Source organism: Streptomyces regalis (assembly GCF_001509475.1).
GTDB classification, from domain to species: Bacteria; Actinomycetota; Actinomycetes; order Streptomycetales; family Streptomycetaceae; genus Streptomyces; species Streptomyces regalis.
The window spans coordinates 1-13,586 of the sequence record NZ_LLZG01000077.1; the positions used below are offsets into that span (position 1 = coordinate 1).

The 13,586-nt window shown below is 71.8% G+C and carries 14 protein-coding genes and 1 pseudogene; 10 read left to right on the forward strand and 5 right to left on the reverse strand.

The features are described 5' to 3' along the window. The 3 genes from ADL12_RS13025 to ADL12_RS13035 form a co-directional block, all read left to right on the forward strand. On the forward strand, positions 1–944 hold a 944-nt coding region (locus tag ADL12_RS13025), incomplete at its 5' end, for an MFS transporter (RefSeq protein WP_159053151.1). 51 nt (positions 945–995) lie between these two features. Beyond that, positions 996–1,535, forward strand: coding sequence for a SigE family RNA polymerase sigma factor (locus tag ADL12_RS13030; RefSeq protein WP_062701781.1), 540 nt, complete (start codon positions 996–998; stop codon positions 1,533–1,535). Continuing rightward, the gene (locus tag ADL12_RS13035; protein WP_208614528.1) at positions 1,535–2,368 is read left to right on the forward strand and encodes a hypothetical protein; all 834 of its coding nucleotides are present in this window, start codon (positions 1,535–1,537) and stop codon (positions 2,366–2,368) included. The genes ADL12_RS13030 and ADL12_RS13035 overlap by 1 nt, the downstream gene beginning before the upstream one ends. 31 nt (positions 2,369–2,399) lie before the next feature. On the opposite strand, the gene ADL12_RS13040 is transcribed toward ADL12_RS13035, so the two are convergent. Together ADL12_RS13040 and ADL12_RS13045 are read right to left on the reverse strand one after the other, a co-directional pair. After that, a complete protein-coding gene (locus ADL12_RS13040) occupies positions 2,400–3,032 on the reverse strand; it encodes a response regulator transcription factor (RefSeq protein ID WP_062701785.1) in 633 nt (210 codons plus the stop codon). Between the two features lie 96 nt (positions 3,033–3,128). Continuing rightward, a complete protein-coding gene (locus ADL12_RS13045) occupies positions 3,129–3,275 on the reverse strand; it encodes a hypothetical protein (RefSeq protein WP_159053152.1) in 147 nt (48 codons plus the stop codon). Between the two features lie 723 nt (positions 3,276–3,998). On the opposite strand from ADL12_RS13045, the gene ADL12_RS13050 reads away from it, so the two are divergent. Genes ADL12_RS13050 through ADL12_RS13060 form a run of 3 tightly spaced genes read left to right on the forward strand, consistent with a single transcriptional unit; the run spans position 3,999 to position 6,950 of the window. Beyond that, positions 3,999–4,856: a MaoC/PaaZ C-terminal domain-containing protein gene (locus ADL12_RS13050; RefSeq protein WP_062701789.1), complete on the forward strand. Its 858-nt coding sequence runs from the start codon at positions 3,999–4,001 to the stop codon at positions 4,854–4,856. 47 nt (positions 4,857–4,903) lie between these two features. Next, the gene (locus ADL12_RS13055) at positions 4,904–5,980 is read left to right on the forward strand and encodes a Zn-dependent alcohol dehydrogenase (RefSeq protein WP_062701791.1); all 1,077 of its coding nucleotides are present in this window, start codon (positions 4,904–4,906) and stop codon (positions 5,978–5,980) included. A 31-nt stretch (positions 5,981–6,011) separates the two neighbouring features. After that, positions 6,012–6,950, forward strand: coding sequence for a 3-oxoacyl-ACP reductase (locus ADL12_RS13060; protein ID WP_062701793.1), 939 nt, complete (start codon positions 6,012–6,014; stop codon positions 6,948–6,950). Between the two features lie 351 nt (positions 6,951–7,301). Here ADL12_RS13060 and ADL12_RS13065 read toward each other — a convergent pair whose 3' ends face one another. Further along, on the reverse strand, positions 7,302–8,510 hold the full coding sequence (locus tag ADL12_RS13065; protein WP_062701795.1) for a hypothetical protein: 1,209 nt from the start codon (positions 8,508–8,510) through the stop codon (positions 7,302–7,304). Between the two features lie 243 nt (positions 8,511–8,753). Between ADL12_RS13065 and ADL12_RS13070 the strand changes: the two genes are divergently transcribed. Genes ADL12_RS13070 through ADL12_RS13080 form a run of 3 tightly spaced genes read left to right on the forward strand, consistent with a single transcriptional unit; the run spans position 8,754 to position 11,766 of the window. Beyond that, on the forward strand, positions 8,754–9,617 hold the full coding sequence (locus ADL12_RS13070) for a Nif3-like dinuclear metal center hexameric protein (RefSeq protein ID WP_062701797.1): 864 nt from the start codon (positions 8,754–8,756) through the stop codon (positions 9,615–9,617). Continuing rightward, the gene (locus tag ADL12_RS13075; protein ID WP_208614529.1) at positions 9,614–10,357 is read left to right on the forward strand and encodes a zinc ribbon domain-containing protein; all 744 of its coding nucleotides are present in this window, start codon (positions 9,614–9,616) and stop codon (positions 10,355–10,357) included. The genes ADL12_RS13070 and ADL12_RS13075 overlap by 4 nt, the downstream gene beginning before the upstream one ends. Positions 10,358–10,368: 11 nt before the next feature. Further along, positions 10,369–11,766: a bifunctional RNase H/acid phosphatase gene (locus ADL12_RS13080; protein ID WP_062701801.1), complete on the forward strand. Its 1,398-nt coding sequence runs from the start codon at positions 10,369–10,371 to the stop codon at positions 11,764–11,766. Here ADL12_RS13080 and eda read toward each other — a convergent pair. After that, complete coding sequence (gene eda / locus ADL12_RS13085; RefSeq protein ID WP_062701803.1) at positions 11,749–12,381, reverse strand: bifunctional 4-hydroxy-2-oxoglutarate aldolase/2-dehydro-3-deoxy-phosphogluconate aldolase; 633 nt, start codon at positions 12,379–12,381, stop codon at positions 11,749–11,751. The two genes, ADL12_RS13080 and eda, sit on opposite strands and share 18 nt — an antisense overlap. A 115-nt stretch (positions 12,382–12,496) precedes the next feature. After that, entirely contained in the window at positions 12,497–13,279 is a 783-nt protein-coding gene (gene yaaA, locus ADL12_RS13090; RefSeq protein ID WP_062701805.1) for a peroxide stress protein YaaA, read from the reverse strand. Between the two features lie 75 nt (positions 13,280–13,354). Between yaaA and ADL12_RS55530 the strand changes: the two are divergent. Beyond that, a pseudogene (locus ADL12_RS55530) lies at positions 13,355–13,586 on the forward strand (RNB domain-containing ribonuclease); the annotation flags it as partial.

A 13,586-nucleotide genomic window follows, 5' to 3' on the forward strand; every position in this document is an offset into this window, starting at 1 on the left:
GTGGGGTACTGGTCGATGTGCTGTCGTGGCGGTGGGTGCTGCTGATCAAAGTGCCGGTGGGTGCGGTGGTGCTGGCCGGTGCCGTGCGGTGGCTCGCGGAGAGCCGGGCGGGGGACGGGCGGCGGCTGGACCTGCCGGGGGCGGTACTGGTGACGGCGGGGCTCGCGACCCTGGCGTACGGCATCTCGCAGACGGAGGCTGAGGGCTGGACGGCGACGGCCACGGTGGTGCCGCTGCTGGCCGGCCTTTCGCTGATCGGCGGCTTCCTCGTCGTGGAGTCGCGTACGGCGGCTCCGCTGATGCCGCTCGGTCTGTTCCGGGTGCGGGCGGTGTCGTCGGCGAACGTGGCGATGTTCCTGTGCGGGTCGGCGATGTTCTGCATGTGGTTCTTCATGACGCTGTACGTGCAGAACGTGCTCGGCTACACCCCGCTGGAGGCCGGACTGGCACTGGTGCCGAGTTCGCTGGCCGTGCTCGTCGGCTCCAAGCTCGCGCCGCGGCTGATGCCGGCGCTGGGCGCGCGCAATGTGGCGGTGCTGGGCACGGTCGTCGCGGCCGTCGGCTTCGGCTGGCAGTCGATGCTGAGCGTGCAGGGCGGGTACGTGACCTCGATCATGGTGCCGGGGATTTTGATGATGCTGGGCGCGGGTCTGGGGGCGACCCCTCTCGCGGCGCTGGCCACGTCCGGGGCGCGGCCGGGTGAGGCCGGGCTGGTGTCGGGGCTGGTCAACACCTCGCGCACGATGGGCGGTTCGCTGGGGCTCGCGGTCATGTCGACGATCGCGGCGGCGCGGTCGGCGGGGAGCGGGAGCGGAAGTGGGAGCGGGGCGCCGCAGGCGCTGACGGAGGGGTACGCGCTGGTGTTCCGTACGTCGGCGGTGGTGCTCGTGGCGGGGGCGGCGCTGATGCTGTTGTGGCTGCCGAGAAAAAGGTCCGCGTCCTGAGGCAACGGTCCGGGCAGCTCATGGACTCCTTTGAATATCTAGGAGGTGCCCATGGGGGATCGCAAGGCGGCTCGGGACTCGGAGTTCCAGAGCTTTGTCATCGGCCGCTGGCCGCGGCTGATGCGGACGGCATTTCTCCTCACGGGGGAGCAGCATGCCGCGGAGGACCTGGTCCAGTCGACGCTCGAACAGGTCTACGTGGCCTGGCGTCGAGTCGGCTCGGCCGACGAGCCGGAGGCCTATGTACGGCGCGTGATGATCAACGCGCACGCACGCAAACACCGCAGAAAGCTCAGGGAGTTCCTCGCGCCGAAGGACGACTTTGGCCTGGTGCGCGAGGTGGCGGACACCGGTGACCGCATCGCCCAGGCCGAGGACCGCAGCGCCCTGCTGGCGGCGCTCGCCCAACTGCCGCCACGGCAGCGGGAGGCGGTGGTCCTGCGGTACTGGGAGGACCTGACCGAGACGCAGACGGCGGAGGCGATGGACTGCTCCGTCGGCGCGGTGAAGAGCAACGCGGCCAAGGGCATCGCGAAACTCCGCGCCATACCCGGACTGGTCGAGATGGTGACGCAGGGAGGGCGTAAGTGATGAGCGCGGACCGGGAGACGAACCACGGCATGACCAGTCACGACATGACCAACACGGACATCGCCTTCCTGCTGGCCGACGCCGCGGACGAGGTCGAGATCGGTATAGCCCCCTACGACGCGGTGCTCCGCGGTGGCCGCCGCCGCAGGGCCCGCCGCTGGGCGCTGGCGACGGCCACGGCCCTGGCGCTGGTCGGATCGGCGGGGACGCTGGCAATGGCGGGACTGCCCGGCGGGGACGGGAGCCGGGGCTCACACATGGCGACGCAGCCGTCGTCGGCGGAGGACCGGCATGTGTACGTGCCTCAGCGATCCACGATCGCGACCGGCAACGACCACGGTAAGGAGTGGTGGATCACGATCGACGTGTGGGGTGCGCCGAGGGACGCGGCGGAGGCACAGGCCCAGTGGGCGGCGATGGCCACCTACGGCGACCGGCCCGTGGGCAAGCCTTCCGAACTGATCGGCAGGAAGGCATTCTTCGTGGCCCGCACATACGGTGCCGGCGCCGAGCCGCAGATCACGATGCTGGACGTGTTCACCCATGGGGACAGCAACATGTCCGGCTCGGACATCGAGACTGCCTCACTCCCGCTGGACCCGGGCTCCGAAGGCCCCAACCGCCTGGTGATCGGGCAGGTCGGCAAGACCGCCCGGACCGTCACGTGCACCTGGAAGGACGGCACGATGACCGACGTCCGCAGGGTGCCGGCGGGTTACGACATCAACACCGACGACCAGGTGATCCGCCCGGTGGACGGCTCCCCGGTGAACTGGTTCGTGTGCGTGGCGCCGGACGACACGGTCGCCAAGGAGGCGTATGTGTCGGAGTAGGGAGCGGAGAGGCCCGGAGTGGACTGCAGCGCTACAGCCACCCCCGCTGCCGTGCCTCCCGCAGTGCCTCCGTCCGGTTGCGGGTGCCGGTCTTGCCGATGGCGGAGGAGAGGTAGTTGCGGACGGTGGACTCGGAGAGGTGGAGCCTGCCGGCGATGTCGGCGACCGTGGCGCCGTCCGCCGAGGCGTTGAGGACGTCGCACTCACGGGCGGTGAGCGGGTTGGGGCCGGCGCTGAGAGCGGCCGCGGCGAGGGCCGGGTCGATCACCGTCTCGCCGGTCAGGGCGCGGCGGATCGCGACCGCCAGTTCCTCCACGGGGCCGTCCTTCACCAGGAAACCGGCGGCTCCCGCCTCCATGGCCCGGCGCAGATATCCGGGGCGGCCGAAGGTCGTCAGGATCAGCACCCGGCAGTCGGGAACCTGCTCGCGCAGTTCGGCCGCGGCGTCCAGCCCGCTGCGACCCGGAAGCTCGATGTCGAGAAGGGCCACGTCCGGCCGGTGGACGAGGGCGGCGTCCACGATCGCGTCCCCGGCCGACACCTGCGCCACGACCTCGATGTCCGGCTCCATCCCGAGCAGTAAGGCGAGTGCTCCGCGCGCCATGCCCTGGTCCTCGGCGAGCAGGACTCTGATGGACTTGGCGGGCCGGTGGTCCCGCGGCATCTCGTTCACAGGGGCAGCGTATGGGGAACGGGCCTGGTGGGAGAGGGGTGGCGCGACCCTGGGGAATCGGCTTTCGAGTGGCGCCACCCGTCGCGATCAGGTCAGCCCGACGGCGTTCGTGATGAGCAGGCTCACGGTCACGGAGGAGACGAAGCCGCCCCCTCCCCCGATGAGCGCTGCTGGGAGTCCGGCGCCCCCCGCGCTCATGAGGATTCCGACGACGATGCCCGCGATGATCGACAAGAGGGCAACGATGACAACGATGAAGACCCGGTGATTGCACACCGGTGACGGAGCAGACAACGATGATCCTTCCGAGTTCTGTCAGAACATCGGCGTCCGGATCCCATAGGAGTAAGTGCACGCGTCACCCGGACGGCCAATGTCCATGCATGGAGGCCGAAACCGCGGAAAGCCGCTCATCGAGCGGACCCGGGGTAACCACGCGGCGGAACCGGCGTGGCCCAAGTGGTTCATGTGCATCCCCCTGCGCGTCGTCCCGGCTCATCGGAACCCGTTGACTGGGTCCTGGCCAGTCTACCGCCCGGGCACACAACAGCGCGTGATCGCAAGGGAGTTGATGACCAGATGGCGACGATCGGCGGTTTCCCCGACCGCCATGAACGGCAGGCGAATCAGTGAGGGAACCTGTGGATGTGGCTCGAACTCGCCACCGGGGCGGTCGTCTCCGGCTGCGAGTGCGCGAGAAACCGGAGTCGTCCTCTCCGTGCGTCGGGGCCGGTGCATGCCGGTACGTGCTCCGGTAGGCACAAGGCGGCCACGCCGAACCGGCGAACCCGATCTGATGCAGCGTCAGGAGCCTTCACAAGTGCGGGGAGCTCGGCTATACAGGGGGCGCCGGACTGGAACGCGTTCTAGAACGGCCCGTGACGACCTCGGTGCGGCCGACGGTGCGGACAGCCGTACCGAGGTCTCCGATCCCCAGAGCGAGCCTTCAGGAGCCCCATGCCCATCGACGCGGCCAAGGCCGTTGCAGCAGAGCCCCGGACGGGCGAGATCACCTGGAACTCCAAGGACGTGCAGCTCTACCACCTCGGTATCGGAGCCGGCACCCCGGCGACCGACCCCGATGAGCTGCGCTACACCCTCGAGTCCCGCCTGCACGTCCTGCCGAGCTTCGCCACCGTCGCCGGCTCCGGCTCGCCCGGAGTGATCAGCGGCCTGTCCATGCCCGGCGTCGAGGTCGACCTCGCCAAGGTCCTGCACGGCGGCCAGTCGCTGACCCTCCACCGCCCCATCCCGGTGCAGGGAACCGCGACCGCCACCGGCCGTATCGCCGCCGTCCACGACAAGGGCAAGGCCGCCGTCCTCGTCATGCGCACCGAAGTCGCCGACGCCGACGGCCCGTTGTGGACCAACGACGCCCAGATCTTCGTACGGGGAGAAGGAGGGTGGGGAGGAGACCGGGGGCCGTCCGGGCGGCTCGAACCGCCCGCCGGTGAACCCGACCGGGTCGTCGAGCGGCCCGTCCGCGAGGACCAGGCCCTGCTGTACCGCCTCTCCGGCGACTGGAACCCCCTGCACGCCGACCCCGAGTTCGCCAAGGTCGCCGGGTTCGAACGGCCCATCCTGCACGGGCTGTGCACCTACGGCATGACCCTCAAGGCGGTCGTGGACACGCTGCTCGGCGGGGACGTGGCCCGGGTGCGGTCGTACGCCACCCGGTTCGCCGGGGTCGTGTATCCGGGGGAGACCCTGCGCATCCGCATGTGGCCCGGCGACGACCGTGTACGGGTCGCTGTCAGCGCCGTTGAGCGGGAGGACGCGCCCGTCCTCGCCGACACCATCGTGGAACACGCCTGACACCGCACACACCTGAGTCCAGAACGCCGTACGAGGGGAGCCGCACCATGCGAGCAGCCGTACTGCACGAGATCGGTCAGGACAAGCTCGAGGTCCTCGACGACGTCGAGGCGGTGGGCTTTGGGCCCGGCAAGGTGAGGGTCCGGGTGCGGGCGACCGGGCTGTGCCACTCGGACCTGTCCGCGATGGCGGGGGTGCTCCCGCAGCCGGGGCCCTTCGTGCCCGGTCACGAGGGTGCGGGCGAGATCGTCGAAGTCGGGGAAGGCGTGCGCACCCTGAAGCCCGGCGACCGGGTCGTCGTCTGCTGGCTCCCCGCCTGCGGCGCCTGCCCCGCCTGCAAGCGCGGCCAGACCGAGCTGTGCCTGGCCGGCTTCATGAACGCCGGCACCCCCAACTTCAAGCGCCCTGCCGGGGACGTCTTCGGCTTCGCCGGCACCGGCACCTTCGCCGAGGAGGTCGTCGTCGACGCCGGATGCGCGGTGCCGATCCCCGACGACGTCCCCTTCGACATCGCCGCCCTCATCGGCTGCGGGGTGACGACCGGGCTCGGCGCCGCGCTCAACACGGCGGAAGTGGAGGCCGGTTCGTCGGTCGCCGTCATCGGCTGCGGGGGCGTCGGCATCTCCGCGATCCAGGGCGCCCGGCTCAAGGGCGCCGCCGAGATCGTCGCCGTCGACCCGGTCGCCTCGCGCCGCGAGTCCGCGCTGAAGTTCGGTGCCACGAAGGCGGTTTCCCCGGACGGGCTGGCCGACGCCAAGCAACAGGTCACCGCCGGTGAGGGCTTCGACTACGTCTTCGAGGTCGTCGGCAAGTCCGCCACCGCCCGCACGGCCTACGAGAACACCCGGCGCGGTGGCACGCTCGTCGTCGTGGGCGCCGGAGCGATGGACGACTTCCTCCAGCTCAACATGTTCGAGCTGTTCTTCGACGAGAAGCGGATCCTGCCGTCCATGTACGGCGGCGGAGACGTCCTGCGCTCCTACGAGCGGACGATCGCGCTCTGGCGCGCGGGCCGGATCGACCTCGCCGGCCTGATCACCCACCGTGTGCCGCTCGCCGACATCAACGAGGCCCTGGACCAGATGCGGACGGGCACGGCGCTGCGTACGTGCATCGAGATCTGACCGTCGAAGGGCCGTATGTGGAAGGGGACGTATGTCACTGCCACTTGAGGGACTGTCCGCGATCGTCACCGGTGCCGGGCGCGGTCTCGGCCGGGCCGAGGCGCTGGAGCTCGCCCGGCTCGGCGCCGCCGTCGTCGTCAACGACTACGGACAGCCCGGCCGGGACGGCTCGGGCGCGGCCTCCGCCGGGCCCGCCGAGGAGGTGGCCGCCGAGATCCGCGCGACGGGCGGCAAGGCACTCGCCCACACCGGGGACGTCGCCGACTTCCCACAGGCCGGTGCGCTCGTCGAGTCGGCGATCGCCGAGTTCGGCAAGCTGGACATCCTGGTCAACAACGCGGGCATCCTGCGCGACCGCATGGTCTTCTCCATGGCCGAGGAGGAGTGGGACTCGGTGATCCGGGTCCATCTCAAGGGCCACTTCAACACCATCCGCTTCGCCGCCGCGCACTGGCGTGAGCGGTCCAAGGCGGCGGGCGGGCCGGTGTACGGGCGGGTGGTGAACACCTCGTCGGAGGCGTTCCTCGCGGGGTCCGCCGGGCAGCCCAACTACGCGGCGGCGAAGGGCGGAATCGTCGGGCTCACCACCTCCACGGCCCTCGCACTCGCCAAGTACGGCGTGACCGCGAACGCCATCTGCCCGCGCGCCCGGACCCGCATGACCGAGGACGTCTTCGCGGGCCTCGACCAGCCGGAGAACGGCCTGGACCCGCTGGCCCCCGAGCATGTCGCCCCGCTCGTCGGCTACTTGGCCGCTCCGGCCGCCGCCCGGATCAACGGCCAGCTGCTCGTCGTACACGGCGGCATGGTGGCGATCGTCGAACGGCCGCGGGTGGCCGCGAAGTTCGACAGCAAGCAGGAGACGTTCACCTACGACGAACTGGACGCCGTACTCGGTCCGCACTACGCGGACCGGCCGCAGGGGGAGACCTTCGGGGCGGTGGAAGTGCTGGGCCTCAAAAGGTCGTAGGAGAGGGTCGCAGGCAGAGGGCGCAGGAAGGCGTAGGAAGCGGAACGGCCCCGCCCCTCGTGGTGAGGGGCGGGGCCGTGCGGCGTCGGCGTCAGGCTGCCGCCTCGGCCTCTTCAACCGGCTTGCGGTGACGGCCGCGGGGAGCCGTCTCGCTGTCGTGGGACGACACCGGACCCCGGTGCCTGCCGTGGCCGGAAGCCTTCTGAACGTCGTGAACGTCGGCCGGCCCCGGCTGGGTCGTGCTGGCGTTGCTCATCGGAAAACTCACCCCGTCAACATGATCTTTCTTACAGCCGGGCGAGTTTAACCAGACGACCACGGGCCGAATCCAGGCGGCCGCGCCAACCGCCACTACTTCGTTACAAGACCGCCCAACGGCGCTTGCTGCAACGGCACGGGGCGCGTCGCCGCGGGGGCCTCCGGCGGTGAGGGGGGCTCTGTGGGTGCCGGGTCATCTTGTTGCGCCGGTGCCGCGCCGTCGTGGCTTGTCGCGCCCGCGCGGCGGTAGCTGCAATTCGAATCCAGACCCGCGCCCCTTTGGGGCGCTTCCCAACGCGCTACTCCACAGGGCACCGCGCTCGTCGTGTACGGCAGTTGCAGCACCCCCTCCCGCGTCCACAACCCGGCCCCCGCCAACCACCCCTCGGGCGCCGGAAGATGACGTACCCGGCGCTCGGCGGGCCGCCACGCCCCCACCCAACTCCCGACCGGCCCGTCGATGCGCAGCGCCACCCCGCAGCTCTCCGGCGTCAGCACCTGCCCCGGCTGGATCGCGAACGGTGTCACCGCGCAGTCGGGCACCCGCAGGCACTCCGGGAAGCGCACCGGCAGGGTGCTGCCCAGCACCCCCCAGCCCAACCGTTCCTGCCCCGGCGAGGGGGCGTCCGACCGGATCAGCAGCAGCCCGCTGTCCGGGTCGGCGAGCAGCAGCCGGTCGTCGCTGTCGTCCGCGATCTGCAGCAGCGGCGACACCTCGCCGCCCCGCTCCAGATCGACCACGACGGCCTTCGTACGGCCCCCGCGCTCCCGGTCGAGCGCCAGTATCCGCCCGCCCCGGTCCAGCCACACCCCGCCCGAGCAGCGCCCCGGGACCTCCGCGACGTGCTCGGGCCCGAAGGCACCCCCCGCCACCAGCCACACCGCGCTGGAACGCCGGCCCACCGCGAGGGCGTACGCCTTGTCGCCGCCCGGCGCCGGGGGCAGCATCCGCAGCCGGGTCCCCTCGTCCGGGCACTGGACGGCGCCCAGCAGCAGCTCACCGGTGCCGGGCCCGGTCGGATACAGCAGTGAGAAGACGTGCCGTCCGTCGGTGGGGCGGCGGATGAGGACCCGGCCGTCGCCCATGGGCTGCACCTCGGTGCCGGGCTCCTCCGGCTGGTGGGCGGGCAGCGGCACGGCGTAGGGCTCGGGGCCGTCGAGGGTCCAGCGCTCCGGGAACCAGCAGTCGCCGTCCAGCGCGAGGCGGGCGGCGTAGGAACCGTCCGCCGTGATGGTGCATACCGTCCGAGGCTCATCGTCGTCCTCATGCTCCGCCGCGGGTTCGATCGCACAGGCCGTCATGGTCCGGTCACCTCCGGTCACGAAGCTAGTTTTCGCACGCACAGACGTGGGATCGGCGAGGTCCCCTTCACACAAAGGGGTGGCCGAGGAACGATTCGCCTGAGGAAACGGGGGCGATTGTGCTGGGCGGGCCGGTCGCGGCCACCGAGTGGCCAGGGGCCGGCCATGGACGCGATCCGCGCAGGACACCAGCGGCTCCGGCGCCGGTACGGCCGTACGGACCAGCCAGGTAGCCTTGGCCCCGTGCCCCGTCTGTCTGAAGTCATCACCGCGCTGGAGAACCTGTGGCCCGCCGAGCGGGCCGAGTCCTGGGACGCGGTCGGCACTGTCGTGGGCGACCCCGACCAGGAGGTCTCCCGGGTCCTGTTCGCCGTGGACCCGGTCCAGGAGATCGTGGACGAGGCGGTGAAGCTGGGCGCCGACCTGCTGGTCACCCACCACCCGCTCTACCTGCGCGGTACGACGACGGTCGCGGCCTCCACCTTCAAGGGCCGGGTCGTCCACACCCTGATCAAGAACGACATCGCGCTGCACGTCGCGCACACCAACGCGGACACGGCCGACCCGGGCGTCAGCGACGCGCTGGCCGGTGCGCTGGACCTGCGGGTCGTACGACCGCTGGTGCCCGACGCGACCGATCCGGACGGCCGCCGGGGCCTGGGCCGCGTCTGCGAGCTCGACCACCCCCTCACCGTCCGCGAACTCGCCGCCCGCGCCGCCGAGCGGCTGCCCGCCACCGCGCAGGGCATCCGCGTCGCCGGCGACCCGGAGGCGACGGTCCGCACGATCGCCGTCAGCGGCGGCTCCGGCGACAGCCTCTTCGACCAGGTACGCGCCGCCGGCGTCGACGCCTTCCTCACCGCGGACCTGCGCCACCACCCGGCGGCAGAATTCACGGCGGCTGTGGCCCCCAGACCTCTCGCGCTGCTCGACGCGGCGCACTGGGCCACCGAGTGGCCCTGGTGCGAGCTGGCCGCCGCCCAGCTCGACGAGATCTCCGACCGCAAGGGATGGGACCTGCGGGTCCACGTCTCGAAGACGGTCACCGACCCCTGGACCGCCCACGCGGCGTCCACCACCACGGACACATCTGGAGCCCCCAACTGAACGCCGAGCCCGCCGACCAGATCCGCCTCCTCGACGTCCAGGCCCTCGACGTCCGCCTCCAGCAGCTCGCGCACAAGCGGAAGTCGCTGCCGGAGCACGCCGAGATCGAGACGCTGACCAAGGACCACACGCAGCTGCGTGACCTGCTCGTGGCCGCGCAGACCGAGGAGAGCGACTGCGCCCGCGAGCAGACCAAGGCCGAGCAGGACGTGGACCAGGTGCGCCAGCGCGCCGCCCGCGACCAGCAGCGCCTGGACTCCGGCGCCATCACCTCCCCGAAGGACCTGGAGAACCTCCAGCACGAGATCGCCTCCCTCGCCAAGCGGCAGGGCGACCTGGAGGACATCGTCCTGGAGGTCATGGAGCGCCGTGAGTCCGCGCAGGAGCGGGTCGCCGAGCTGACCGAGCGGGTCGGTGCCGTCCAGGGGAAGGTCGATGACGCGACCGCCCGCCGGGACGCCGCGTTCGAGGAGATCGACGGCGAGGTGGCGACGGTGACGAAGGAGCGCGAGGTCATCGCGGGCGCCGTCCCGGCCGACCTCCTGGGGCTCTACGACAAGCTGCGCCAGCAGCAGGGCGGCATCGGCGCGGCCAAGCTGTACCAGCGCACCTGTCAGGGCTGCCGTCAGGAGCTCGCCATCACCGAGCTGAGCGAGATCCGCGCGGCGGCGCCGAACACGGTGGTGCGCTGCGAGAACTGCCGCCGGATTCTGGTGCGTACGGCCGAGTCGGGTCTCTAGGAGCTTCTGGCGTGAGGGAGTTCATCGTCGAGGCCGACGGCGGTTCACGGGGCAACCCGGGGCCCGCGGGCTACGGTGCCGTGGTCATCGACGCGGCCACGGGCCAGACGCTGGCCGAGGCGGCCGAGTACATCGGCATCGCCACGAACAACGTCGCCGAGTACCGGGGCCTGGTCGCCGGCCTGCGCGCCGCACACGAACTGGACCCGACGGCCACGGTCCACGTCCGCATGGACTCCAAGCTGGTCATCGAGCAGATGTCGGGCCGCTGGAAGATCAAGCACCCGGACATGAAGCCGCTGGCGTTCGAGGCGGCGCGGGTCCTGCCGGCGACGCAGGTGACGTACGAGTGGATCCCCCGGGAGCAGAACAAGCACGCGGACCGGCTGGCCAACGAGGCGATGGACGCCGGGAAGCGGGGGGAGCAGTGGTCGGCGGCGGCTTCCATGGCGGAGCTGGAGGCGGCTGACGCGAGGGCGGCGAGGGCTGCGCTGACCGGGGTGACCGCGGCTGAGCCTGAGCCGTCTGGCCCGCCGGGAGACGCCGCCGCGGGTGCGGCGCGAGCGCGAGCGGCACTGGCGGAAGGGCGTGCGGTGCCGACGGAGGGGCATGCGGTGCCGGCGGAGGGGCGGGGCTCTGCCGCGCCGGCTTCCTCCGGTTCTTCATCCGCCCACCGTGAAACGGCGGAGTCCCCGGGCGGCGGAGCTGCGAAGGCCGAGGCCGACGTCAGGGCCGCGCGCACCGTGGCCACGCCCTCGACCGGCTGGGCGCCCGCCGACATGGGGGCGCCGGCCACCTTCGTACTGCTCCGGCACGGCGAGACCCCGCTCACTCCGCAGAAGCGATTCTCCGGCAGTGGCGGCACGGACCCGTCCCTCTCCGACGTCGGCCGGGAGCAGGCCGAGCGCGTAGGCGCTGCCCTCGCCCGGCGCGGCACCGTCCAGGCCGTCGTGGCCTCGCCGCTCGCCCGTACCCGGGAGACCGCCGGCATCGTCGCCGCCCGCCTCGGCCTCGACGTGACCGTCGACGACGGCCTGCGCGAGACCGACTTCGGCGCCTGGGAGGGGCTCACCTTCGGCGAGGTCCGCGAGCGCTACCCGGACGACCTCACCGCCTGGCTGGCCGACCCGGACGCCCGCCCCACCGGCGACGGCGAGAGCTTCGCGGCAACCGCCACCCGCATCGCCGCCACCCGCGACAAGCTGATCGCGGCGTACGCGGGCCGCACGGTCCTCCTCGTCACGCACGTCACCCCGATCAAGACGTTCGTACGCCTCGCCCTGGGCGCCCCGCCCGAGTCCCTGTTCCGCATGGAACTCTCGGCGGCCTCGCTCTCGGTGGTGGCCTACTACACCGACGGCAACGCGAGCGTACGGCTGTTCAACGACACGTCACACCTGCGCGCCTGACCCTCTGAGCCCGGCCGCCTCCCGCGCCAGCGCCTCGACCCGCCCCCAGTCCCGCGCGGCCACCGCGTCCGCCGGGAGCATCCAACTCCCGCCCACGCACCCGACGTTGGGCAGAGCGAGGTAGTCGGGCGCCGACGCCGGACCGATCCCGCCGGTCGGACAGAACCGGGCCTGCGGCAGGGGACCGTACAGCGACTTCAGATACGCCGTACCGCCCGCCGCCTCGGCCGGGAAGAACTTCATCTCCCGCACCCCGCGCTCCAACAGCGCCACCACCTCGGACGTGGTCGACACCCCCGGCAGATACGGCACCCCCGACGCGCGCATGGCATCCAGGAGTACGTCCGTCCAGCCGGGGCTGACCAGAAAACGGGCCCCCGCCGCGACCGACTCCCGCACCTGCTCCGGCGTGATCACCGTGCCGGCCCCGACCATCGCGTCCGGCACCGCGTCCGCGATCTCCCGGATCGCGTCCAGACCGGCCGGCGTCCGCAACGTCACCTCGATCGCGGGCAGCCCGCCCGCGACCAGGGCCCGGGCCAGAGGTACGGCGTCGGAGGGGTCGTCGACCACGACCACGGGGACGACGGGCGCGAGATCCAGGACTGAGGCCATGGCGTCATCCTGCCCACGGCAAGCAGCATGTGCAAAGGTCATTGCGCATGCTGCAATGGAAGGCAGCTACGGGCGGCTACGGGCGGCTGTTATGGGTGGCTGTTATGGATGGGGGTCAGTGGATCTCCGCCACCAGCACATCCAGCATCCACGCCTTCCCCGCCTTGGCCGGCGCTTCCACCTCCACCTCGTACCCGAGGTCCCGAAGCGCCTCGACCAGCTCGGCCGGCCCACCGGGAGCCGCCCCCGCGGACAGCAGACTCCGTACGATCCGCCCCTTCGTCGCCTTGTTGAAGTGGCTGACGACCTTCCGGGTCGGCGCGTGCAGCACCCGTACCGTCGCCGTCCGCCCGGCCACCTCGCCCTTCGGTTTCCACGCCGACGCGTACGCCGACGACCGCAGGTCCAGCACCAGCCCGTCCCCGGCCGCCTCGGGCAGCACGTCCGCCATCGGCGCCCGCCAGTACGCGCCGAGCGCGCCGAGGGCGGGCAGCTTCACGCCCATCGAGCAGCGGTAGGAGGGGATGCGGTCGTTGATGCGCACCGCGCCCCAGAGCCCCGAGAACACGAGCAGCGACCGAGCCGCCCGCTTCTTCGCGGCCGCGTCCAGCGACGCCAGGTCGAGGGCGTCGTACAGCACCCCGGTGTAGATCTCCCCGGCCGGCCGTGCCCCCGCCGTCCGCAGCTCGGCGTTCTTGCCGACCTCGCCCCGCAGCCCCTCACTCAGCCCGAGTACGTCCCGCGCCTTGTCCTCGTCGCCGCTGCACAGCTCGACCAGCTCGCTCAGCACGGCCTCCCGGGCCTCGCTCAGCCCGGGCAGGGACAACGACTCCAGCTTCAGCGGCGCACCCCGACCGGACGAGGCCTTGCCTTCGGAAGGCGGCAGCAGGACAAGCACACGTACTCCTTCAATCGAACTCCGCCACAGAGGGTACGGCGTGCCGCCCGGCGGCCCTCGCCCTACGCTCGACTCATGCCCCGCCGCCACATCCGAGTGACCGGCGCCCCCGAGGCCCCCCTCCGGACCGCCCTCACCGCACTGCGTACCGAACTCGGCGTCTCCGGTACCTTCCCCGCCGAGGTGCTCGCCGAGGCCGAGCGGGCCGCGAAGGCCCCCCCCCTCCCCCCCCCAGGCGCCACCACCATCCCCCTCTTCACCATCCACCCTCCCCCCCCCCCCCACCTCCACCAAGGGGAGCCCCCCT

Excerpts from the sequence above, each read along its gene's own strand:
- ADL12_RS13030 (WP_062701781.1), top strand. The coding sequence starts at position 996 with ATGGGGGATCGCAAGGCGGCTCGGGACTCGGAGTTCCAGAGCTTTGTC.
- eda (WP_062701803.1), bottom strand. The coding sequence starts at position 12,381 with ATGGCCTCAGTCCTGGATCTCGCGCCCGTCGTCCCCGTGGTCGTGGTC.
- ADL12_RS13065 (WP_062701795.1), bottom strand. The coding sequence starts at position 8,510 with ATGACGGCCTGTGCGATCGAACCCGCGGCGGAGCATGAGGACGACGAT.
- ADL12_RS13035 (WP_208614528.1), top strand. The coding sequence starts at position 1,535 with ATGAGCGCGGACCGGGAGACGAACCACGGCATGACCAGTCACGACATG.
- ADL12_RS13040 (WP_062701785.1), bottom strand. The coding sequence starts at position 3,032 with ATGCCGCGGGACCACCGGCCCGCCAAGTCCATCAGAGTCCTGCTCGCC.
- ADL12_RS13050 (WP_062701789.1), top strand. The coding sequence starts at position 3,999 with ATGCCCATCGACGCGGCCAAGGCCGTTGCAGCAGAGCCCCGGACGGGC.
- ADL12_RS13060 (WP_062701793.1), top strand. The coding sequence starts at position 6,012 with ATGTCACTGCCACTTGAGGGACTGTCCGCGATCGTCACCGGTGCCGGG.
- ADL12_RS13055 (WP_062701791.1), top strand. The coding sequence starts at position 4,904 with ATGCGAGCAGCCGTACTGCACGAGATCGGTCAGGACAAGCTCGAGGTC.